General features: G+C 68.0%; 29 protein-coding genes. 1 reads left to right on the forward strand and 28 read right to left on the reverse strand.

Annotated elements, in window-relative coordinates:
• Nucleotides 1-176: 176 nt before the first annotated feature.
• The 26 genes from map to ACH4TP_RS04075 all read right to left on the reverse strand — a co-directional run bounded on the left by map (nucleotide 177) and on the right by ACH4TP_RS04075 (nucleotide 15080).
• Nucleotides 177-1028, reverse strand: a complete 852-nt coding sequence (map, locus tag ACH4TP_RS03950) for a type I methionyl aminopeptidase (RefSeq protein WP_369145970.1) — start codon at nucleotides 1026-1028, stop codon at nucleotides 177-179.
• Nucleotides 1029-1126: 98 nt separating this feature from the next.
• The gene (locus ACH4TP_RS03955) at nucleotides 1127-1774 is read right to left on the reverse strand and encodes an adenylate kinase (RefSeq protein WP_389220856.1); all 648 of its coding nucleotides are present in this window, start codon (nucleotides 1772-1774) and stop codon (nucleotides 1127-1129) included.
• On the reverse strand, nucleotides 1774-3093 hold the full coding sequence (gene secY, locus ACH4TP_RS03960) for a preprotein translocase subunit SecY (protein WP_359507655.1): 1320 nt from the start codon (nucleotides 3091-3093) through the stop codon (nucleotides 1774-1776). The genes ACH4TP_RS03955 and secY overlap by 1 nt, the downstream gene beginning before the upstream one ends.
• Nucleotides 3094-3307: 214 nt before the next feature.
• Nucleotides 3308-3763, reverse strand: coding sequence for a 50S ribosomal protein L15 (gene rplO / locus ACH4TP_RS03965; protein WP_388844077.1), 456 nt, complete (start codon nucleotides 3761-3763; stop codon nucleotides 3308-3310).
• Nucleotide 3764: 1 nt separating this feature from the next.
• Nucleotides 3765-3947: a 50S ribosomal protein L30 gene (gene rpmD / locus ACH4TP_RS03970; protein ID WP_041130781.1), complete on the reverse strand. Its 183-nt coding sequence runs from the start codon at nucleotides 3945-3947 to the stop codon at nucleotides 3765-3767.
• A complete protein-coding gene (gene rpsE / locus ACH4TP_RS03975; RefSeq protein WP_015035588.1) occupies nucleotides 3947-4549 on the reverse strand; it encodes a 30S ribosomal protein S5 in 603 nt (200 codons plus the stop codon). The genes rpmD and rpsE overlap by 1 nt, the downstream gene beginning before the upstream one ends.
• Before the next feature lie 45 nt (nucleotides 4550-4594).
• Nucleotides 4595-4978: a 50S ribosomal protein L18 gene (rplR, locus tag ACH4TP_RS03980; protein ID WP_030687809.1), complete on the reverse strand. Its 384-nt coding sequence runs from the start codon at nucleotides 4976-4978 to the stop codon at nucleotides 4595-4597.
• Nucleotides 4979-4981: 3 nt separating this feature from the next.
• The gene (gene rplF / locus ACH4TP_RS03985) at nucleotides 4982-5521 is read right to left on the reverse strand and encodes a 50S ribosomal protein L6 (RefSeq protein WP_086827576.1); all 540 of its coding nucleotides are present in this window, start codon (nucleotides 5519-5521) and stop codon (nucleotides 4982-4984) included.
• A 21-nt stretch (nucleotides 5522-5542) separates the two neighbouring features.
• Nucleotides 5543-5941 carry a 30S ribosomal protein S8 gene (rpsH, locus tag ACH4TP_RS03990; protein WP_041130779.1) on the reverse strand — a complete coding sequence of 133 codons (399 nt, stop codon included), beginning with the start codon at nucleotides 5939-5941 and terminating at the stop codon, nucleotides 5543-5545.
• A gap of 208 nt (nucleotides 5942-6149) precedes the next feature.
• A complete protein-coding gene (locus ACH4TP_RS03995) occupies nucleotides 6150-6335 on the reverse strand; it encodes a type Z 30S ribosomal protein S14 (protein WP_003948630.1) in 186 nt (61 codons plus the stop codon).
• Between the two features lie 5 nt (nucleotides 6336-6340).
• Nucleotides 6341-6898 (reverse strand): 50S ribosomal protein L5, encoded by a 558-nt coding sequence (gene rplE, locus ACH4TP_RS04000; protein ID WP_351657769.1) that lies wholly within the window; start codon nucleotides 6896-6898, stop codon nucleotides 6341-6343.
• Nucleotides 6895-7206: a 50S ribosomal protein L24 gene (gene rplX / locus ACH4TP_RS04005; protein WP_041130777.1), complete on the reverse strand. Its 312-nt coding sequence runs from the start codon at nucleotides 7204-7206 to the stop codon at nucleotides 6895-6897. Before rplX ends, rplE begins: the two co-directional genes overlap by 4 nt.
• Nucleotides 7207-7208: 2 nt before the next feature.
• Nucleotides 7209-7577: a 50S ribosomal protein L14 gene (gene rplN / locus ACH4TP_RS04010; protein ID WP_003956455.1), complete on the reverse strand. Its 369-nt coding sequence runs from the start codon at nucleotides 7575-7577 to the stop codon at nucleotides 7209-7211.
• Nucleotides 7578-7676: 99 nt separating this feature from the next.
• A complete protein-coding gene (gene rpsQ, locus ACH4TP_RS04015) occupies nucleotides 7677-7958 on the reverse strand; it encodes a 30S ribosomal protein S17 (protein WP_030208995.1) in 282 nt (93 codons plus the stop codon).
• Nucleotides 7958-8182 carry a 50S ribosomal protein L29 gene (gene rpmC / locus ACH4TP_RS04020; protein ID WP_017239580.1) on the reverse strand — a complete coding sequence of 75 codons (225 nt, stop codon included), beginning with the start codon at nucleotides 8180-8182 and terminating at the stop codon, nucleotides 7958-7960. Before rpmC ends, rpsQ begins: the two co-directional genes overlap by 1 nt.
• The gene (rplP, locus tag ACH4TP_RS04025; RefSeq protein WP_017239579.1) at nucleotides 8182-8601 is read right to left on the reverse strand and encodes a 50S ribosomal protein L16; all 420 of its coding nucleotides are present in this window, start codon (nucleotides 8599-8601) and stop codon (nucleotides 8182-8184) included. The genes rpmC and rplP overlap by 1 nt, the downstream gene beginning before the upstream one ends.
• Nucleotides 8602-8606: 5 nt before the next feature.
• Nucleotides 8607-9446 (reverse strand): 30S ribosomal protein S3, encoded by an 840-nt coding sequence (gene rpsC, locus ACH4TP_RS04030; RefSeq protein ID WP_015035579.1) that lies wholly within the window; start codon nucleotides 9444-9446, stop codon nucleotides 8607-8609.
• Complete coding sequence (gene rplV, locus ACH4TP_RS04035; RefSeq protein WP_031012097.1) at nucleotides 9446-9793, reverse strand: 50S ribosomal protein L22; 348 nt, start codon at nucleotides 9791-9793, stop codon at nucleotides 9446-9448. The genes rpsC and rplV overlap by 1 nt, the downstream gene beginning before the upstream one ends.
• A 42-nt stretch (nucleotides 9794-9835) precedes the next feature.
• Nucleotides 9836-10117: a 30S ribosomal protein S19 gene (gene rpsS / locus ACH4TP_RS04040; RefSeq protein WP_015035577.1), complete on the reverse strand. Its 282-nt coding sequence runs from the start codon at nucleotides 10115-10117 to the stop codon at nucleotides 9836-9838.
• Between the two features lie 12 nt (nucleotides 10118-10129).
• The gene (gene rplB / locus ACH4TP_RS04045; RefSeq protein WP_030208986.1) at nucleotides 10130-10966 is read right to left on the reverse strand and encodes a 50S ribosomal protein L2; all 837 of its coding nucleotides are present in this window, start codon (nucleotides 10964-10966) and stop codon (nucleotides 10130-10132) included.
• Nucleotides 10967-11006: 40 nt separating this feature from the next.
• Nucleotides 11007-11330 carry a 50S ribosomal protein L23 gene (gene rplW / locus ACH4TP_RS04050; RefSeq protein ID WP_041130775.1) on the reverse strand — a complete coding sequence of 108 codons (324 nt, stop codon included), beginning with the start codon at nucleotides 11328-11330 and terminating at the stop codon, nucleotides 11007-11009.
• The gene (gene rplD / locus ACH4TP_RS04055; protein ID WP_189800378.1) at nucleotides 11330-11980 is read right to left on the reverse strand and encodes a 50S ribosomal protein L4; all 651 of its coding nucleotides are present in this window, start codon (nucleotides 11978-11980) and stop codon (nucleotides 11330-11332) included. Before rplD ends, rplW begins: the two co-directional genes overlap by 1 nt.
• Before the next feature lie 7 nt (nucleotides 11981-11987).
• Complete coding sequence (gene rplC / locus ACH4TP_RS04060) at nucleotides 11988-12632, reverse strand: 50S ribosomal protein L3 (RefSeq protein ID WP_030687820.1); 645 nt, start codon at nucleotides 12630-12632, stop codon at nucleotides 11988-11990.
• 13 nt (nucleotides 12633-12645) lie between these two features.
• A complete protein-coding gene (gene rpsJ / locus ACH4TP_RS04065) occupies nucleotides 12646-12954 on the reverse strand; it encodes a 30S ribosomal protein S10 (protein WP_003948644.1) in 309 nt (102 codons plus the stop codon).
• Between the two features lie 419 nt (nucleotides 12955-13373).
• Entirely contained in the window at nucleotides 13374-14615 is a 1242-nt protein-coding gene (locus ACH4TP_RS04070; RefSeq protein WP_398435554.1) for an RNA polymerase sigma factor, read from the reverse strand.
• A gap of 102 nt (nucleotides 14616-14717) precedes the next feature.
• The gene (locus ACH4TP_RS04075) at nucleotides 14718-15080 is read right to left on the reverse strand and encodes a YciI family protein (RefSeq protein ID WP_398184154.1); all 363 of its coding nucleotides are present in this window, start codon (nucleotides 15078-15080) and stop codon (nucleotides 14718-14720) included.
• Between the two features lie 214 nt (nucleotides 15081-15294).
• On the opposite strand from ACH4TP_RS04075, the gene ACH4TP_RS04080 reads away from it, so the two are divergent.
• Nucleotides 15295-17268, forward strand: a complete 1974-nt coding sequence (locus ACH4TP_RS04080; protein ID WP_398184151.1) for a PIG-L family deacetylase — start codon at nucleotides 15295-15297, stop codon at nucleotides 17266-17268.
• A gap of 96 nt (nucleotides 17269-17364) precedes the next feature.
• Here the strand turns inward: ACH4TP_RS04080 and tuf are convergent, their stop codons facing one another.
• Together tuf and fusA are read right to left on the reverse strand one after the other, a co-directional pair.
• Nucleotides 17365-18558 carry an elongation factor Tu gene (tuf, locus tag ACH4TP_RS04085; protein WP_388844063.1) on the reverse strand — a complete coding sequence of 398 codons (1194 nt, stop codon included), beginning with the start codon at nucleotides 18556-18558 and terminating at the stop codon, nucleotides 17365-17367.
• A gap of 148 nt (nucleotides 18559-18706) precedes the next feature.
• Nucleotides 18707-20833, reverse strand: a complete 2127-nt coding sequence (gene fusA, locus ACH4TP_RS04090) for an elongation factor G (protein WP_389220870.1) — start codon at nucleotides 20831-20833, stop codon at nucleotides 18707-18709.
• Between the last annotated feature and the right edge of the window lie 18 nt (nucleotides 20834-20851).

Consider the following 20851-nt stretch of genomic DNA (forward strand, 5'->3'; position numbering starts at 1 on the left):
CTCCGACCGCCGGACGAGAGCCCGGCACGGCCGACCCCCCGGACCCCGCACTACGCCAGCGGGTCCGGCGCCGCCGACCCACTCCCCGACGCAGCCCTCGCAGGCTCGGCGCCCGGGGCGCCTCACAGGCTTCGGGCCGCTGCGGCGGCCTCCGACCGCCGGACGGGGGCCCGGCACTACGCCAGCGGGTCCGGCGCCGCCGTCACGCCCAGTTCGGCGAGCTTGGCCTTGCCGCCGTCGACGGCGGTGAGGACGAGGGGGCCCTCCTCCGTGAGGGCGATGCTGTGCTCCCAGTGGGAGGACCAGGTGCCGTCGGTGGTGATGACGGTCCAGTCGTCCTTGAGGACCTCGGTGTGCGGGGTGCCGAGGGAGACCATGGGCTCGATCGCGAGGCAGAGGCCGGGGACCAGCTTGGGGCCCTTGCCGCGCTTGCGGGAGACGTAGTTCAGGAGGTGGGGGTCCATGTGCATCTCGGTGCCGATGCCGTGGCCGCCGTAGTCCTCGATGATGCCGTAGCGGCCGAGGCTGTGGTCGCCGACGGCGGGGCGCGGCTGGCGCTTGATGTACGTCTCGATCGCCTTGGAGATGTCCACCAGGCGGTTGCCGAGCTTCATGGCCGCGATGCCGGCCCACATCGACTCCTCGGTCACCCGGGAGAGCTCGATCAGCTCCGGGGCGTGACCGGTGCCGACGAAGGCGGTGTACGCGGCGTCGCCGTGCCAGCCGTCCACGATCGCGCCGCAGTCGATCGAGATGATGTCGCCGTCCTTGAGGACGGTCTTGTCGTCGGGGATGCCGTGGACGACGACCTCGTTGACCGAGGTGCAGATCGTCGCGGGGAAGCCGCCGTACCCGAGGAAGTTCGACTTCGCCCCGTGGTCGGCGATGACCTTCCGCGCGACCTCGTCGAGGTCCTTCGTCGTGGCGCCCGGCACGGCCGCCTCACGCGTCGCCGCGTGGATGGCGGCGACGACCAGCCCCGCCTCGCGCATCTTCGCGATCTGCTCGGGGGTCTTGATCTGCACCATCGTGGCCGCGGCCTTTCCTTCGAGTACGGGGAACCAGAACAACGATACGGCCGCGACGCCCCCGAGGGGCACCGCGGCCGTATCGAACGAACCAGGGGTTACTTCTTGAGCGCGTCCATCGCCTTGGCGGTGACCTCGTCCACCTTGCCGAGCGCCGAGATCGTCACGACCAGGTCCTGCGCCCGGTAGTAGTCGATGATCGGCTCGGTCTCCGTGTGGTAGACCGCCAGGCGCTTGCGCACCGTCTCCTCGTTGTCGTCCTCGCGCTGGTACAGCTCGCCGCCGCAGACGTCGCAGACGCCCTCGGTCTTGGGGGCGTTGTACGTCACGTGGAAGACGTGCGCGGACTCGTTGCGGCAGATGCGGCGACCCGCGATCCGCTTCACGACCTCGTCCTCGGGGACCTCGAGGTCCAGGACCGCGTCCAGCTCGATGTCGTTGGCCTTGAGGAAGGCGTCCAGGGCCTCGGCCTGGGCCACGTTCCGCGGGAAGCCGTCGAGCAGGAAGCCGCCCTCGGCGTCCGCCTGGCGCATGCGGTCCTCGGCCATCCCGATCGTCACGGAGTCCGGCACGAGCTGGCCGGCCTTCATGTACGACTGCGCCTCTACGCCCAGCGGCGTGCCCTGCGAGATGTTGGCACGGAACAGGTCGCCCGTAGAGATGTGCGGGATGCCCAGGTTCTTGGCGAGGTACGCGGCCTGCGTGCCCTTGCCCGCACCGGGCGGTCCGACGAGGACGATTCGCATCAGCGGAGGAACCCTTCGTAATTGCGCTGCTGGAGCTGGCTCTCGATCTGCTTCACGGTCTCCAGCCCGACACCCACGATGATGAGGATGCTCGTTCCACCGAAGGGGAAGTTGGCATTGGCGCCACCGAAGCCTGCCAACGCCATCGTCGGCACGAGAGCGATCAGACCCAAGTACAGCGAGCCCGGCCAAGTGATCCGGTTGAGCACGTAGCTCAGGTACTCGGCAGTAGGTCGACCAGCCCGGATACCCGGGATGAAGCCACCATACTTCTTCATGTTGTCCGCAACTTCCTCGGGGTTGAACGAGATCGCCACGTAGAAGAAGGCGAAGAACACGATCAGGAGGAAGTACGCGGCGATGTAGTAGGGGTGGTCACCCTTGACGAAGTGGGCTTCGATCCAGGTCTTCCAGCCCGCGGTGCTGTTCGAGAACTGCGCGATCAAGGCCGGGATGTAGAGCAGCGACGACGCGAAGATGACAGGAATCACACCCGCCTGGTTCACCTTCAGCGGGATGTAAGTGGACGTACCGCCGTAGGAGCGCCGGCCGATCATGCGCTTCGCGTACTGCACGGGGATGCGGCGCTGGGCCTGCTCGACGAAGACCACGAGGGCCACCATCACGAAGCCGATGAGGATGACGGTGCCGAACTCGATCCAGCCCTTGGCGAGCTTGCCGCTCTGCTTGATGGCCCACAGGGCGCCGGGGAAGCCGGCGGCGATCGAGATGAACATCAGGATCGACATGCCGTTGCCGATGCCGCGGTCGGTGATGAGCTCACCGAGCCACATGACGACACAGGTGCCCGCGGTCATGGTGATGACCATGGTGGCGATGGTGAAGATCGACTGGTCGGGCACGACCTGGTCGGCGACGATGCAGCCGCTGAAGAGCGCGCCGCTCTTGGCGGTGGCGACGAGGCCGGTGCCCTGGAGGATGGCGAGCGCCACGGTCAGGTACCGGGTGTACTGCGTGATCTTGGCAGTACCGGCCTGACCCTCCTTCTTGAGGGCTTCGAGGCGGGGGATCACGACGGTCAGCAGCTGCAGGATGATGCTCGCCGTGATGTACGGCATGATGCCGAGCGCGAAGATGGTGATCTGCAGCAGCGCCCCGCCACTGAACATGTTGACCAGGCCGAACAGGCTGTTGTTGCCCTCGCTGGCCTGCTTGACACACTGCTGGACGGCCTCGTAGCTGACGCCGGGCACCGGGATGTGGGCCCCGAGGCGGTACAGCACGATGATGGCAAGCGTGAAGAGCAGCTTCTTGCGCAGGTCGGGCGTCTTGAACGCCCGGGCGAACGCGGTGAGCACGGTGCCTCCTGCGACCCCCGCGCTATGCGTCAAGGGTGACGGTCTTGAGGTTCGACGAATTGGGTATCGGTCATGAATCGCGTGCGGGCATACCGCACGGAGCCTAGACAGTGCACGCCACCTTACCGGCGACCATGCCCCCCTAGGAACGACCAATCGGGGATGCCCCTTTTGGGAGGCATCCCCGATCGGATGTTCATGCCATCGAGTCGTCTCAGACGAGCTCGGTGACGGTGCCGCCGGCGGCGGCGATCTTCTCCTTGGCGGAGCCGGAGACGGCGTCAACCGAAACCTGCAGCGCCACGGAGACCTCGCCCTGGCCCAGGACCTTGACGAGCTGGTTCTTGCGAACGGCACCCTTGGCGACCAGGTCGGCCACCGTGACCTCGCCACCCTGCGGGTAGAGCGCGGCCAGCTTGTCCAGGTTCACGACCTGGTACTCGGTGCGGAAGGGGTTCTTGAAGCCCTTCAGCTTCGGGAGACGCATGTGGAGGGGCATCTGGCCACCCTCGAAGCGCTCCGGAACCTGGTAGCGGGCCTTCGTACCCTTCGTACCACGACCGGCCGTCTTACCCTTCGAGCCCTCACCGCGACCGACACGGGTCTTCGCGGTCTTGGCGCCCGGGGCGGGACGGAGGTTGTGGGCCTTCAGCGGGTTGTTCTCCGCCATGTCAGTCAACCTCCTCGACCGTCACGAGGTGGCGGACGGTGTGCACCATGCCGCGGAACTCGGGGCGGTCCTCCTTGACAACCACGTCACCCAGGCGCTTGAGGCCCAGGGAACGGAGGGTGTCGCGGTGGTTCTGCTTGCTGCCGATGTACGACTTCGTCTGCGTGACCTTGAGGCGAGCCATTACGCACCCGCCCCAGCACGCGCACGGAGCAGAGCCGCGGGAGCGACGTCCTCGAGGGGCAGACCGCGGCGAGCCGCGATCTCCTCGGGACGCTGCAGGCCCTTGAGGGCCTCCACGGTCGCGTGCACGATGTTGATCGCGTTGTCGGAGCCGAGCGACTTCGACAGGATGTCGTGAACGCCGGCGCACTCGAGCACGGCGCGCACCGGGCCACCGGCGATAACACCGGTACCGGGGGAAGCCGGCTTGAGCAGGACGACGCCCGCGGCCTTCTCGCCCTGGATCGGGTGAGGGATGGTGCCCTGGATGCGGGGAACCTTGAAGAAGTTCTTCTTGGCTTCCTCGACGCCCTTGGCGATGGCCGCGGGAACTTCCTTGGCCTTGCCGTAACCGACACCTACGGTGCCGTCACCGTCACCCACCACGACGAGCGCGGTGAAGCTGAAGCGACGACCACCCTTGACAACCTTGGCGACGCGGTTGATCGCGACAACGCGCTCAACGTACGCGGTCTTCTCGGCGGCAGCGCCACCGTCGCGGCCCTTCCGGTCCCGCCGCTCGCCGCCACCGGCACCGCTGCCGCGGCGCTGGGGTCCAGCCATTGGATTACCTCTCTCTGTTACGTCCGTTAGTCCCGGAACCGGGGCTTAGAACTTCAGCCCGGCTTCGCGGGCGGCGTCAGCCAGAGCGGCAATGCGCCCGGCGTACCTGTTGCCACCACGGTCGAACACGACAGCCTCGACGCCGGCGGCCTTGGCGCGCTCGGCGACCAGGGCGCCGACCTGCTTGGCCTGCGCGGACTTGTCACCCTCGCCGCCGCGGATCGACGCGTCCAGGGTCGACGCAGACGCAAGGGTGTGGCCCTTGAGGTCGTCGATGACCTGAGCGGTGATACCGCGGTTGGAACGCGTCACGACGAGGCGCGGACGCTCCGCCGTACCCGACACGTTCTTGCGGATGCGGATGTGGCGGCGCTTCTTGGCGGCGCCCTTGTAGGCGTCGCCCTTGGCGATCTTCACACCGTATGCCATGGCTTACTTACCAGCCTTTCCGACCTTGCGGCGGATGACCTCGCCCGCGTACTTCACGCCCTTGGCCTTGTAGGGGTCGGGCTTGCGAAGCTTGCGGATGTTGGCGGCGACCTCGCCGACCTTCTGCTTGTCGATGCCCTCGACCGAGAACTTGGTCGGCGACTCGACCTTGAACGAGATGCCCTCGGGCGCCTCGACCAGGATCGGGTGGCTGTAGCCGAGCTGGAACTCCAGAGCGGAGCCCTTCGCGGCCACGCGGTAACCGACACCGCTGATCTCGAGTGCCTTCACGTACCCCTGGGTCACACCGGTGATCATGTTGGCCACCAGCGTGCGGGACAGGCCGTGCAGGGCCTTGTTCTGACGCTCGTCGTTCGGACGGTTGACGTTGAGCACGCCATCCTCGCCCTTAACGATCTCGATCGGCGCGGCGACGGTGTGGGTCAGGGTGCCCTTGGAACCCTTGACCGTGACCGTGCGGCCCTCGATGGTGACGTCCACGCCGGCGGGAACCGTGATGGGGAGCTTGCCAATACGCGACATTAGCTATTCCTCCGTTCCCGACTACCAGACGTAGGCGAGGACTTCCCCACCCACGCCCTTCTTCTGCGCCTGCTGGCCGGTCAGGAGACCGTGGGACGTGGAGATGATCGCCACGCCCAGGCCGCCGAGAACCTTCGGCAGGTTGGTGGACTTTGCGTAAACCCGGAGGCCCGGCTTCGAGATCCGCTTGATGCCCGCGATGGAGCGCTCACGGTTCGGACCGAACTTCAGGTCGAGCACGAGGTTCTTGCCGACCTCGGCGTCCTCGACCTTCCAGCCCGTGATGAAGCCCTCCTGCTGGAGGATTTCCGCGATGTGAGACTTGATCTTGCTGTGCGGCATCGTCACGGAGTCGTGGTATGCCGAGTTCGCGTTACGCAGACGAGTCAGCATGTCCGCGATCGGATCAGTCATGGTCATGAATTGGCCTTCGGCCTCTCTCGCCGGGGTTTCCTGTATGCGCCATCCCTCTCCCCACACAGGGGCGGGACGGGTGCGGCGCGGGGACCTACGGCGTAGTAAGTCGTACGGGCGGCGGACGCCCAACCCCACAAGCCTAAGGCATGCGGGGGTGGGCCTCCGCCGACCCAATGCTTACCGAGAGACTCCGGTCATCCCAACTAGGGGATTACCAGGAGCTCTTGGTCACGCCCGGCAGCTCGCCACGGTGAGCCATCTCACGGAGGCACACGCGGCACAGGCCGAACTTGCGGTACACGGAGTGGGGACGACCACAGCGCTGGCAGCGCGTGTAGCCACGCACGCCGAACTTGGGCTTGCGGGCAGCCTTCGCGATGAGAGCCTTCTTCGCCATCTCGCTTACGCCTCCTTGAACGGGAAGCCGAGGTGACGCAGAAGGGCACGGCCCTCGTCGTCGTTGGTCGCCGTGGTCACCACGGTGATGTCCATACCCCGGACACGGTCGATCTTGTCCTGGTCGATCTCGTGGAACATGACCTGCTCCGTGAGACCGAAGGTGTAGTTGCCACGGCCGTCGAACTGCTTGGGGGACAGGCCGCGGAAGTCGCGGATGCGCGGGAGCGCGAGCGACAGGGTGCGGTCCAGGAACTCCCACATGCGGTCGCCACGGAGGGTGACGTGCGCACCGATCGGCTGGCCCTCACGCAGCTTGAACTGCGCGATGGACTTGCGAGCCTTGGTGATCGCCGGCTTCTGACCGGTGATCGTGGTGAGGTCACGGACGGCACCGTCCATGAGCTTCGAGTCACGGGCGGCGTCGCCGACACCCATGTTGACCACGATCTTCACGAGGCCGGGGATCTGCATGACGTTCTCGTACTTGAACTCGTCACGCAGCTTGCCCGCGATCTCCTCGCGGTACTTCGTCTTGAGACGCGGAGTGGTGGTAGCCATCAGATGTCCTCACCCGTCCGCTTGGCAACGCGGATCTTGTTGCCCTCGTCGTCGAAGCGGTAACCGACACGCGTGACGACCTTCTTGCCGTCCTTCTCCACGACCAGCTGGACGTTGGAGACGTGGACCGGAGCCTCGGTCGTCACGATGCCGCCGGCCTGCGAGGGGCCGGCCTTGGTGTGCTTCTTGACCCGGTTGACACCCTCGACCAGGACGCGGTTCTCGGCGGGGAAGGCCGTGATGACCTTGCCCTGCTTGCCCTTGTCCTTACCGGTGATGACCTGGACCAGGTCGCCCTTCTTGATCTTCATGCTTACAGCACCTCCGGCGCGAGCGAGATGATCTTCATGAACTTCTTCTCGCGCAGCTCACGGCCGACCGGGCCGAAGATACGGGTGCCACGAGGGTCGCCGTCGTTCTTGAGAATGACAGCGGCGTTCTCGTCGAAGCGGATGTACGAGCCGTCCTGGCGGCGGCGCTCCTTGACGGTGCGAACGATGACCGCCTTGACGACGTCACCCTTCTTCACGTTGCCACCGGGGATCGCGTCCTTGACGGTGGCGACGATGACGTCACCGATGCCCGCGTAGCGGCGACCGGAGCCACCGAGAACACGGATGCAAAGGATCTCCTTGGCACCAGTGTTGTCGGCGACACGCAGTCGCGACTCCTGCTGGATCACGTCTATCTCCTGATTTGTCTGCCGGTTCCCGGCCGGGGCTTCACGAGGAAGCCCCGGCCGAGCCTGGCGGAACTGACCTGAGGGATACCCCTCAGGTAATTACTTGGCCTTCTCGAGGATCTCGACGACGCGCCAGTGCTTCGTGGCGGACAGCTTCCGGGTCTCCATCAGGAGGACGCGGTCGCCGATGCCGGCAGCGTTCTGCTCGTCGTGAGCCTTGAGCTTGTTCGTACGGCGGATGACCTTGCCGTACAGCGCGTGCTTGACGCGGTCCTCGACAGCGACGACGACGGTCTTGTCCATCTTGTCGCTGACGACCAGGCCCTCGCGGACCTTGCGAGCGTTGCGCTCGGTCTTCTCAGTCACGTTGCTCTCGCTCATCAGGCGTTCTCCACCGTCTCGATGCCCAGCTCACGCTCACGCATCAGGGTGTAGATCCGGGCGATGTCCTTACGGACGGACTTGAGCCGACCGTGGTTCTCGAGCTGACCGGTCGCCGCCTGGAAGCGGAGGTTGAACAGCTCTTCCTTGGCCTCGCGGAGCTTGTTGAGAAGCTCCTCGTTGCCCAGCTCGCGCAGCTCGGACGCCTTGGTACCGGCCGACATCACAGCTCACCTGCTTCGCGCTTCACGATCTTGCACTTCATCGGCAGCTTGTGGGCCGCACGGGTCAGGGCCTCGCGCGCGATCTTCTCGTTCGGGTAGGACAGTTCGAACATCACCCGACCCGGCTTGACGTTCGCGATCCACCACTCCGGAGAACCCTTACCGGAACCCATGCGGGTCTCGGCGGGCTTCTTCGTCAGCGGGCGGTCCGGGTAGATGTTGATCCAGACCTTGCCGCCACGCTTGATGTGGCGGGTCATCGCGATACGAGCCGCCTCGATCTGGCGGTTGGTCACGTAAGCCGGCGTGAGGGCCTGAATGCCGTACTCGCCGAACGCAACCTGCGTACCACCCTTGCTGGCGCCGGAGCGCTTCGGGTGGTGCTGCTTGCGGTGCTTGACCCTACGGGGGATCAGCATGTCGGTCAGGCCTCCGTTCCGGTGCTCTCAGCCGGAGCAGCGGCGGCAGCCTCGGCCTTGGGGGCCTCGGCGGCCGGAGCCGACTGCTGCGGCTTGCGGCCGCGGCCGCCACGCTCGCCACCACGGCCACCACGGCCGGCCGGGCGGTCGCCAGCGCCGGCGCCACGGGCCGGGCGGTTACCCGCACGGGCAGCGGCGTTCTCGGCGCGGACCTCGGCGATGTTCTTGACGTCGCCCTTGTAGATCCAGACCTTCACGCCAATGCGACCGAAGGTCGTCTTGGCCTCGAAGAAGCCGTAGTCCACGTTCGCGCGGAGCGTGTGCAGCGGCACACGGCCCTCGCGGTAGAACTCCGAGCGGGACATCTCGGCGCCGCCGAGACGACCGCCGCACTGGATCTTGATGCCCTTGGCGCCGGCCTTCATCGTGCCCTGCATGCTCTTGCGCATGGCACGACGGAAGGAGACGCGGGAGGAGAGCTGCTCGGCAACGGCCTGGGCGACCAGCTGGGCGTCCATCTCGGGGTTCTTGACCTCGAGGATGTTCAGCTGGACCTGCTTGCCCGTGAGCTTCTCGAGGTCGCCGCGGATGCGGTCGGCCTCGGCGCCACGGCGGCCGATGACGATGCCCGGACGAGCGGTGTGGATGTCCACACGCACGCGGTCACGGGTGCGCTCGATCTCAACCTTCGAGATGCCGGCGCGCTCCATGCCGGACGTCATCATCCGACGGATGGCGACGTCTTCCTTGACGTAGTCCTTGTACAGCTTGTCGGCGTACCAGCGGGACTTGAAGTCCGTGGTGATGCCGAGCCGGAACCCATGCGGGTTAACCTTCTGGCCCATTACCGGGTTCCTTCCTTGCTGCTGACGACCACGGTGATGTGGCTGGTCCGCTTACGGATCCGGTAGGCACGGCCCTGGGCACGCGGACGGAACCGCTTCAGGGTCGGGCCCTCATCGACGAACGCCTCGCTGATGTACAGCGAAGAGGCGTCCGTGTGGTCGTAGTTGTGCGCGGCGTTGGCGATGGCGCTGTCCAGCACCTTGCCAACCGGCACGCTCGCGGCCTGCGGGGCGAAACGCAGGACCGCCTGAGCCTCCGTGGCGTCCATGCCACGGATAAGGTCCACCACGCGGCGGGCCTTCATGGGCGTGACGCGGATGTACCGCGCCTGGGCCCTGGCTTCCATGGTTGTCCTTCCAGTGTCTGTCATGGTCATTCCACCCCGCTACTAGCGGCGCTTCGACTTCCGGTCGTCCTTCACGTGACCCCGGAAGGTGCGCGTCGGCGAGAACTCGCCGAGCTTGTGGCCGACCATCGACTCGGTGACAAACACCGGAATGTGGGTCTTGCCGTTGTGCACCGCGATCGTGTGGCCGAGCATGGCCGGGATGATCATCGAGCGACGGGACCAGGTCTTGATGACGTTCTTGGTACCGGCTTCGTTCTGGGCGTCCACCTTCTTGACGAGGTGGCCGTCGACGAAGGGTCCCTTCTTGAGACTGCGCGGCATCTAAACCCGCTCCTAGCGCTTCTTGTTCGTCTTGCGGCGGCGGACGATGTACTTGTTCGAAGCCTTCTTGGGCGAACGCGTACGACCCTCCTTCTGACCCCACGGGGAGACCGGGTGGCGACCACCGGAGGTCTTGCCCTCACCACCACCGTGCGGGTGGTCGACCGGGTTCATCGCCACACCGCGAACGGTCGGGCGAACGCCCAGCCAGCGCTTGCGGCCGGCCTTGCCCCAGTTGATGTTCGACTGCTCGGCGTTGCCGACCTCGCCGATCGTGGCGCGGCAGCGGGCGTCGACGAGACGGATCTCACCGGACGGCATGCGGAGGTGGGCCATCGTGCCCTCCTTCGCCAGCAGCTGCACGGAGGCACCGGCCGAGCGGGCGAACTTGGCGCCGCCACCGGGACGGAGCTCGATCGCGTGGATCGTGGTACCGACCGGGATGTTGCGGAGCGCCAGGTTGTTGCCGGGCTTGATGTCAGCGCCCGGGCCGTTCTCGACGCGGTCGCCCTGGGTCAGACCCTTGGGGGCGATGATGTAGCGCTTCTCGCCGTCCACGTAGTGGAGGAGCGCGATGCGCGCGGTGCGGTTGGGGTCGTACTCGATGTGAGCGACCTTGGCCGGCACGCCGTCCTTGTCGTGACGACGGAAGTCGATCACACGGTAGGCACGCTTGTGGCCACCGCCCTGGTGACGGACGGTCACACGACCGGTGTTGTTACGGCCGCCCTTGCTGTGCAGGGGGCGGACCAGCGACTTCTCCGGCGTGGACCGCGTGATCTCGACGAAGTCGGCAACGCTGGAGCCGCGACGGCCCGGCGTAGTCGGCTTGTACTTGCGGATTCCCATTTCTCAGTCCTCGTCCGATTCCGGACGATCCAGACCGCCGTTAGGCGGTCGGACCGCCGAAGATGTCGATACGGTTGCCCTCAGCAAGGGTCACGATGGCGCGCTTGGTGTTGGCGCGCTTGCCGAAACCGGTGCGGGTGCGCTTGCGCTTGCCCTGGCGGTTGATCGTGTTGACCCCGGTGACCTTGACCGAGAAGACCGCCTCGACGGCCTGCTTGATCTGGGTCTTGTTGGAGCCAGGCGCGACGATGAACGTGTACTTGTTCTCGTCCAGCAGGGCGTAGCTCTTCTCCGAGACGACCGGCTTGACGAGAATGTCGCGCGGGTCCGAGAAGGTCTTGCTGGTGACGACGGCCTCAGTCATCAGGCGTCGCTCCCTTCGGTCTCAGCGGTCTGGGGGCCAGACACGAAGGACTCGAGGGCGGCCTGGGTGAAGACCACGTCGTCGGAGACGATCACGTCGTACGTGTTGAGCTGGCCCGGCTCCAGGATGTGCACCTGGGGCAGGTTGCGGGCGGACAGCCACGCGGCCTCGTCGGAGCGCTCGACGACCAGGAGCAGGTTCTTGCGCTCCGAGATCTTGCCGAACAGCGTCTTGGCGGCCTTGGTGGAGATGCCACCCTCGACCACGCCGGTGACGACGTGGATGCGGGAGTGGTTCGCCCGGTCCGACAGGGCACCGCGGAGGGCGGCGGCCTTCATCTTCTTCGGGGTCCGCTGCGAGTAGTCACGCGGCACGGGACCGTGCACGACGCCACCACCGGCGAACTGCGGGGCGCGGGTCGAACCCTGACGGGCGCGGCCGGTGCCCTTCTGGCGGTAAGGCTTCTTGCCACCACCGCGGACTTCGCCACGGGTCTTGGTCTTGTGCGTGCCCTGACGGGCCGCGGCCAGCTGCGCGACGACGACCTGGTGGATCAGCGGGACGCTGACCTTGGCGCCGAAGATCTCCTCGGGGAGCTCGACGGTCCCGGCCTTGTCGCCAGACGGCGAAAGGATGTCAATGGTGCTCATCGGTTCCTCAAACCCCCTTGGCCGCGGTGCGGACCAGGACGAGGCCACCGTTGGGGCCGGGGACGGCGCCCTTGATGAGCAGCAGACCCTTCTCGGCGTCAACGGCGTGGACGGTCAGGTTCTGGGTGGTCACACGCTCGTTGCCCATGCGACCGGCCATGCGCATGCCCTTGAAGACACGGCCCGGGGTGGCGCAGCCACCGATCGAACCGGGCTTGCGGTGCACGCGGTGGGCACCGTGCGAGGCCTTGCCACCACGGAAGTTGTGGCGCTTCATCGCACCGGCGAAGCCCTTGCCCTTGCTCTTGCCGGTGACGTCGACCTTCACGCCGGCCTCGAAGACCTCGGCGGTGATCTCCTGGCCGAGCGTGTACTCGGAGGCGTCAGCGGTGCGGAGCTCCACCAGGTGGCGGCGCGGGGTGACGTCGGCCTTGGCGAAGTGACCCTTGAGGGGCTTGTTCACCTTGCGCGGGTCGATCTCGCCGAAGGCGATCTGGACCGACTCGTAGCCGTCGACGTCGTTCGTACGGACCTGGGTCACGACATTCGGGCCGGCCTTGACGACGGTCACCGGGACGACCCGGTTGTTCTCGTCCCAGACCTGCGTCATGCCGAGCTTCTCGCCCAGGATGCCCTTGATGTTCTTAGCCATCTCGCGCGTCACCTCAGAGCTTGATCTCGATGTCGACGCCAGCCGGCAGGTCGAGGCGCATGAGCGAGTCAACCGTCTTCGGCGTGGGGTCGAGGATGTCGATGAGGCGCTTGTGCGTGCGCATCTCGAAGTGCTCGCGCGAGTCCTTGTACTTGTGCGGCGACTTGATGACGCAGTACACGTTCTTCTCAGTGGGCAGCGGCACCGGGCCCGCGACCGACGCACCAGTGCGGGTCACCGTCTCGACGATCTTCTTCGCCGAGGAGTCGATGACCTCGTGGTCGTAGGCCTTGAGCCGGATGCGGATCTTCTGTCCCGCCATGGCTACTAGTAGTCCTTTGTCTCGTTAACGCTCTGGAACCCGGTGCGTTTGCGTCTTCCTCCGACCCACGCGGTCGGGCGTGTCGCGTTCCCTCTACGCAGAAATCCCTAGGGATCTCCCAACCAAGGGGACGCGGTCCCAGTGACCGCGGGCCGGGGGCGAAACACCCACCGGGCGCCTGGCCGGCACCCCGCTGACGCTTCCCAGAAGATTCCCGTACGTCCGACCCGAGGGGTCGACGAGTACTGTGGGACTCGCTTCCGGTCCTCCCGACGGGAGGCGCGCAGCATCGGCACTCAACCGAGCAACTTGGACAGTCTGCCATACGGGGCCTTCCGGCCGCCAATCGGGGGCGAAGACTGTACCCCACGTCACGTACGTCCATGCGCCGGGGCGCATGGACCTGCCGCGCGCGCCCCTCAGCCCAGGCGCCGGGCCCGCTCCGTCAGATGCCGCCGCTCGGGCGCGCTGGTCGCGCGGCGGGCCGCCTCCCGGTAGGCGACGGCCGCCTCCTGCCGCTCGCCGAGGAGCTCCAGCAGGTGCGCGCGGGTCGCGAGGAGGCGGTGGCTCCTGGCCAGTCGCTGGTCCTCCGCGAGCCCGTCCAGGAGCGCGAGACCGGCCTCCGGGCCGTGGACCATGGCGACGGCGACGGCCCGGTTGAGGGTCACCATCGGGTTCGGCCCGGTGCGCTCCAGGAGCTCGTACAGGGCGAGGATCTGCGGCCAGTCCGTGGCCCCGGCGGACGCGGCCTCGTCGTGCACGGCCGCGATCGCCGCCTGGAGCTGGTACGGACCGACCCGGCCCGCCGGCAGGGTGCGGCCGAGCAGCTCCACGCCCTCGGCGATCAGCGCCGCGTCCCAGCTCCCCCGGTCCTGCTCCGCGAGCGGGACGAGCTCCCCGTCCGGGCCCGTGCGGGCCGGGCGGCGGGCGTCGGTGAGCAGCATCAGCGCGAGCAGGCCGGCCGTCTCGGTGTCGTCGGGGACGAGCCGGTGCAGCATCCGGGCCAGCCGGATCGCCTCCGTGGACAGCTCGGGCGCGGTGAGCGCCTCGCCGCCGCTGGCCGTGTAGCCCTCGTTGAAGACGAGGTAGAGCACGTGCCGCACCTCGGCGAGGCGGGCGGTGCGCTCCTCCCCCTCCGGCGGCGCAAGGGACAGCCCACCGGCCTTGATCGTCTGCTTGGCCCGGCTGATCCGCTGCGCCATGGTCGCCTCGGGCACGAGGAAGGCGGCGGCGATCTGCGCGGTGGTCAGGCCTCCGACGGCGCGCAGGGTCAGCGCGATCCGGCTGGGCGGCGACAGGTCCGGATGGCAGCAGAGGAACAGCAGCGACAGGGAGTCGTCCCGGTCGGCACCGGGAGCCTCGTCGGCACCGCGGGCCAGGAGCTCGGAGTCCGGCGTGGCGAGCGCGAGGGCGTCCTCCCGGCGGCGGCGCGCGGCCTCGCTGCGCACCTGGTCGACGTACTTCCGCCGGGCCACGGTCAGCAGCCACCCGCGCGCGTTCTCGGGCACGCCCTCCTCCGGCCACTGCCGGGCCGCCGCGATCAGCGCCTCCTGAACGGCGTCCTCGCAGAGGTCGAAGTCCCCGTACCGCCGCATGAGCCCACCGAGGACCTGCGGCGCGTACGTGCGCAGCAGGTCCTCGACCGCCCGGGTCCCGGTCACGACGCCCGACCCCCGGCCACGCGGGCGCCGGTCACGACGACAGGCCGCTGACCACGCGAAGCACAGGCCACCGTCATCGGCCCCCGTCTCGTGCCGTGCCCGTCACACGTCCGCCGCGGACTCGTGCAGGATCGGCCAGAGCTCGACGGGCTCGACGTCCGCGAAGGGCATGTCGGCGGCGATCTGCTGGGCGCGCTCCAGGTTCTCGCAGTCGAGCAGGTAGAAGCTGGCCAGGTACTCCTTGGTCTCCAGGTAGGGGCCGTCGGTGACGGCGGGGGCGCCGTCCACGCGGCGGACGAGCTGGGCGGCGGCGGCGTCGGCGAGGCCGTACGCGCCGAGGAGCTCGCCGGTCTCCCGGTACCTGGTGTTGAAGGCCTCCTGGCGGGCGATCGCCTCGGGCCAGGCCTCGGCGGGGAAGGAGTCCCACTTGGCCTGGTTGCCGTAGATCATCGCGACGTACTTCATCTCGGGTGTCCTCCCCGTCCCGCCCGCCCCTGTGGCGCGCTGTCACCCTCCGGTCGGAGCCAGGATCGCCTTCTCGACATCCGTCCGCACGTTTTCGAAGATCTTTTTTCCGGTGATCTTTTCCGGTGATCCTCCCGGCCGGTCCCGCCCCGCACACAACCGCCTCGCTCGCACACCCGTCTTCCAGGGGAGCACTTGAGCGAAAGGCCCTGTCGTGCACACTCCACCCCGCCGGAGGACTGTCCTCGCCGCCGCCCTCGCGGTCCTCTCGGCGACCGCCGGGTGTTCCGTACCGGAGCCGCGCCGGACCGCGCCCACCGCCGACCCGGCGCCGGGCAGGCCGATCGCCTCCTCGCGGGGCGGGCGGGCGCTGCTCATGCAGTTCTCCGCGCACCCGGACGACGACCTGTACTTCATGAACCCGGACACACGGCGGCTGCTCGACGCGGGCGTCCCGCTCGTCTCCGTGTACGTGACGGCCGGCGAGCACAACGGCCGGAACCGGATCGCGGGGATGCCCGACACCCCCCCGGACCCGGCGGCCTACTCCGCCGCCCGCCGCCAGGGCCTGCGCCAGTCGTACGCGGCGGCGCTCGGCCTCCCGATGTTCACGCCGTGGCGGCGGGAGGCCCTGGCGCTCCCCGGCGGCCGGCGGGCCGAGTCCGACACCCTCGTCCACGGCGCCCGCAGGGTCGAGCTGGTCTTCCTCGACCTGCCGATGCACTCCGGCCGCCGCTACATGGCCCTGCCCGCCCTCTGGCAGGACCGGGCCCTGGAGCTGCGGACCCATCTGTCGGCCGGCTCCCCCGTCACCCGCGCCGGCACCTACGACTACGACCAACTGGTCGACGTCCTCGCCGAGTTGCTCCGCCGCCACCGGCCCACGGTCGTGCACACCCTGGACCCGGACCCCGACATCCAGCTGAGCGACGAGGCCACCCGGAAGCGGAACTCCGAGCAGCCCGGCTACTCCGACCACGGGGACCACACGGCGGCCGCCTCCTTCACCTGGGCCGCGCTCTGCCGCTGGGTCGCCGACGCGGTCCGGGACGGCGAACCGGTCCCGGCCTTCACCACCACCGCCTTCCGCGGCTACTACAACCGCCACTGGCCCAAGAACCTCCCGCCGGAGGTCCTGAAGGAGAAGGCGGCCCGGCTCGTCCCGTACGGCGGCAACCCCTCCTGGCCGTGCGGGAACCCCTCGGGCTGCGGCGACTACGGCGTCAGCGGCGACCGGCCGCTGACCAACCGCAAGGGCTGGGTGCGCTCCACCCACCACCGCTGGCCGGGCCCCGGCCCCGCGCTCGCCGAGGAGCCGGGCGGGCGGCTCGCCGCGTACGGGGTGCTCGGGCTGCGCGCGGTCCGCTGGCGCGAGTCCGCGCCCGGGGTCTGGGGCGAGCCGGTGGACCTGGGCGGCGGCCCGCTCGCCCCGGCGCTCGGCTCGGCGGTCCTCGGCGACGGCCGGGTGCTGCTCCTCGGGGTGCGGTTCGCCGCGCTCGACGGGCACGGCGCGGCCAACCGCCGCGAGGTGGTGCTCCTGGAGCAGCGCTCCCCCGGCGGGCCCTTCCTGGCCTGGCGGGGCCTGGGCAACCCGGAGCGCGGGGACGACCGGGGGCGCCGGATCGGTGCCCCGGTGGCGGTGGCGGCCCCCGACGGCCGGGTCCACCTCTTCGTACGGAACGCGGACAAGGGCGTCTCGACGCGGGTGCGGGCGACGGACGGCACCTGGTCCCCCTGGCGGCCGCTGCCCGGCGACGCGGAGGTCCAGGACGGTCTGGCGGTCTCGCTCGACGCGTCCGGCCGGGTGCACCTGTACGCGGCGGGGCGGGAGCACGTACGGCACTGGGTGGACGGGGTCCCGCAGACGGTCCCGCTGCCGCTCTCCGGCTCCACGGTGGCGAGCGCGGGCGGCGCGCCGTACTTCCGGGCGCCGGCGTCCGCGCCCCTGATCGGCCCGGACGGCGACGCCGGACTCGACGGGTACGGGGGCGTGGTCGCCGCCCGGTCCCCGGCGCTCGGGACCGTCCTGCTCGGCACGGACGAGGAGGGCCGTACCGCCCTCAGGGCCGGCGGCCGGCTCCGTACCCGGAAGGGACCGGCCGTCTCGACCGCGCTCCACCTGGGCGCGCGGGGGCCGGTCGTCGTGGGCCTGGGCGCGGACGGGCGCCCGTGGAGCTGGCGGCCGTAGGGACTCTCCGGGAACGCGAGAAGGCCCCGCACCTCTCGGTGCGGGGCCTTCCCTTACTGCTCAGCAGCTCTTGCGAGCTACCAGGTCAGTTCAAGATCAGGCAGTGATCTTGACGACCTGGCCGGCGCCGACGGTCCGGCCACCCTCACGGATGGCGAACTTGAGGCCCTCCTCCATGGCGACGGGCTGGATCAGCTCGACGGACATGGCGGTGTTGTCGCCCGGCATGACCATCTCGGTGCCCTCGGGGAGGGTCACGACGCCGGTCACGTCCGTGGTACGGAAGTAGAACTGCGGGCGGTAGTTGTTGAAGAACGGGGTGTGACGGCCACCCTCGTCCTTCGACAGGATGTAGGCCTGGGCCTCGAACTGGGTGTGCGGCGTGACCGAACCCGGCTTGATGATGACCTGGCCGCGCTCGACGTCCTCGCGCTTGATGCCACGGAGGAGCAGACCGACGTTCTCACCGGCCTGGCCCTCGTCGAGCAGCTTGCGGAACATCTCGATGCCGGTGACCGTGGTGGTGGTCTTCTCGGTCTTGATGCCGATGATGTCGACGGTCTCGTTGACCTTGAGGACACCACGCTCGATACGACCGGTGACGACGGTGCCACGACCGGTGATCGTGAAGACGTCCTCGATCGGCATCAGGAACGGCTTGTCGACGTCACGCTCGGGCTGCGGGATGGACTCGTCCACGGCCTTCATGAGGCCGAGGAGCTTCTCGCCCCACTCCTTGTCGCCCTCGAGCGCCTTGAGCGCCGAGACGCGGACGACCGGCAGGTCGTCGCCCGGGAACTCGTACTCGGAGAGGAGCTCACGGACCTCGAGCTCGACGAGCTCCAGGATCTCCTCGTCGTCCACCATGTCGGCCTTGTTCAGGGCGACGACGATGTACGGAACGCCGACCTGGCGAGCAAGGAGGACGTGCTCCTTGGTCTGCGGCATCGGGCCGTCGGTGGCGGCGACCACGAGGATGGCGCCGTCCATCTGCGCGGCACCCGTGATCATGTTCTTGATGTAGTCAGCGTGACCGGGGCAGTCGACGTGAGCGTAGTGACGCTGCTCCGTCTGGTACTCGACGTGCGCGATCGAGATGGTGATACCGCGCTGGCGCTCCTCGGGAGCCTTGTCGATCTGGTCGAAGGCCGAGGCCTCGTTCAGGTCCGGGTACGCGTCGTGCAGCACCTTGGTAATGGCGGCCGTGAGGGTCGTCTTACCGTGGTCGATGTGACCGATGGTGCCGATGTTGACGTGCGGCTTAGTCCGCTCGAACTTCGCCTTCGCCACTGGGGTCCTCCTGGAGTGGTTCTGAACGCCTTGCTTCATCGGCGCCAGGTGATCTTTGCTGGGATGCCAGTCGCCGGGGCCGTACCTCGGGGTTCCGGGGCCGAGCCCCGACGACTGGTGTCAAGCCTAAAGCGTGAACTCGGGAGAGTTACTCGCCCTTGGCCTTCGCGATGATCTCCTCGGCGACGTTCCGCGGAACCTCGGCGTAGGAGTCGAACTGCATCGAGTAGCTTGCGCGACCCGAGGTCTTGCTGCGGAGGTCTCCGACGTAGCCGAACATCTCCGAGAGCGGCACGAGGCCCTTCACGACGCGGGCGCCGCTGCGCTCCTCCATGGCCTGGATCTGGCCACGGCGGGAGTTGATGTCACCGATGACTTCACCCATGTAGTCCTCGGGCGTGACGACCTCAACGGCCATCATCGGCTCAAGGATGACGGGGGAAGCCTTGCGCGCGGCCTCCTTGAAGGCCTGCGAGCCGGCGATCTTGAAGGCGAGCTCGGAGGAGTCGACCTCGTGGTAGGCGCCGTCGTGCAGGATCACACGCACACCGGTCATCTCGTAACCGGCGAGGATGCCGAACTGCATGGCCTCCTGCGCACCCGCGTCGACCGAAGGGATGTACTCCTTCGGGATGCGGCCACCGGTGACCTTGTTCACGAACTCGTACGCGGCGTCGCCCTCGGTGATCGGCTCGATGCCGATCTGGACCTTGGCGAACTGACCCGTACCACCGGTCTGCTTCTTGTGCGTGAAGTCGACGCGCTCGACGGCCTTGCGGATCGTCTCGCGGTACGCGACCTGCGGCTTGCCGACGTTCGCCTCGACCTTGAACTCGCGACGCATGCGGTCGACGAGGATGTCGAGGTGAAGCTCGCCCATACCACCGATGATGGTCTGGCCGGTCTCCTCGTCCGAGTGCACCTGGAAGGAGGGGTCCTCCTCCGCGAGACGCTGGATGGCGACACCCAGCTTCTCCTGGTCACCCTTGGACTTGGGCTCGATGGCGACCTGGATGACCGGCGCCGGGAAGTCCATGGACTCCAGGATGACCGGGGCCTTGTCGTCACACAGCGTCTCACCGGTGGTGGTCTGCTTGAGGCCCATCACGGCGACGATGTCGCCGGCGCCCACCGAGTCGATCTCCTCACGCTTGTTCGCGTGCATGCGGTAGATCTTGCCGATGCGCTCCTTCTTGCCCTTGACGGAGTTCAGCACCGCGGTGCCGGCCTCCAGGCGACCGGAGTAGATCCGGACGAAGGTGAGCTTACCGAGGTGCGGGTCGCTCGCGATCTTGAACGCGAGGGCGGCCAGCGGCTCGTCGTCGGACGGCTTGCGCTTGACGACGACCTCGGCGTCCTTGACGTCGTGGCCCTCGATGGCCTCGACGTCCAGGGGGGACGGCAGGTAGCGGACGACAGCGTCGAGCAGGGGCTGGACGCCCTTGTTCTTGAACGCGGTGCCACAGAACACGGGGGTGACCGTGGTCTCGCCGCCCTTGCCGGAGGCGATGGTGATGCGACGGATCGCCGCGTAGAGCTGCTCCTCGGTGGGCTCGGTGCCCTCGAGGAAGAGCTCCATGAGCTCCTCGTCGTTCTCGGCAACGGCCTCGACGAGCTTGGCGCGGTACTCCTCGGCCTGCTCGGCCTTGTCCGCCGGGATGTCGACGACGTCGTACATCTCGCCCTTGGTGGCCTCGGCGGACCAGACAAGAGCCTTCATGCGAACGAGGTCGATGACGCCCTCGAAGTCGGCCTCGGCACCGATCGGGAGCTGCATGACGATCGGGGTCGCGCCGAGGCGGTCCACGATCATGTCGACGCAGCGGAGGAAGTCGGCGCCGGTCCGGTCGAGCTTGTTGACGAAGCAGATGCGCGGAACGCCGTAGCGGTCCGCCTGACGCCAGACGGTCTCGGACTGGGGCTCGACGCCGGCCACACCGTCGAACACGGTGACAGCACCGTCGAGCACGCGCAGCGAACGCTCCACCTCGACGGTGAAGTCGACGTGACCCGGCGTGTCGATGATGTTGATCGTGTGATCGACATTCTCGAGCGGCCAGTGGCAGGTCGTCGCGGCGGACGTGATCGTGATGCCGCGCTCCTGCTCCTGCTCCATCCAGTCCATCGTGGCAGCGCCGTCGTGGACTTCACCGATCTTGTAGGAGACGCCGGTGTAGAACAGGATCCGCTCGGTGGTGGTCGTCTTGCCCGCGTCGATGTGGGCCATGATGCCGATGTTGCGCACCTTGGCCAGGTCAAGCGAAGTGGTAGCCATAAGGCTTCAGTCTTCTCT

The organism is Streptomyces sp. NPDC021012, from assembly GCF_044333355.1.
In the GTDB taxonomy this organism is placed as follows: domain Bacteria; phylum Actinomycetota; class Actinomycetes; order Streptomycetales; family Streptomycetaceae; genus Streptomyces.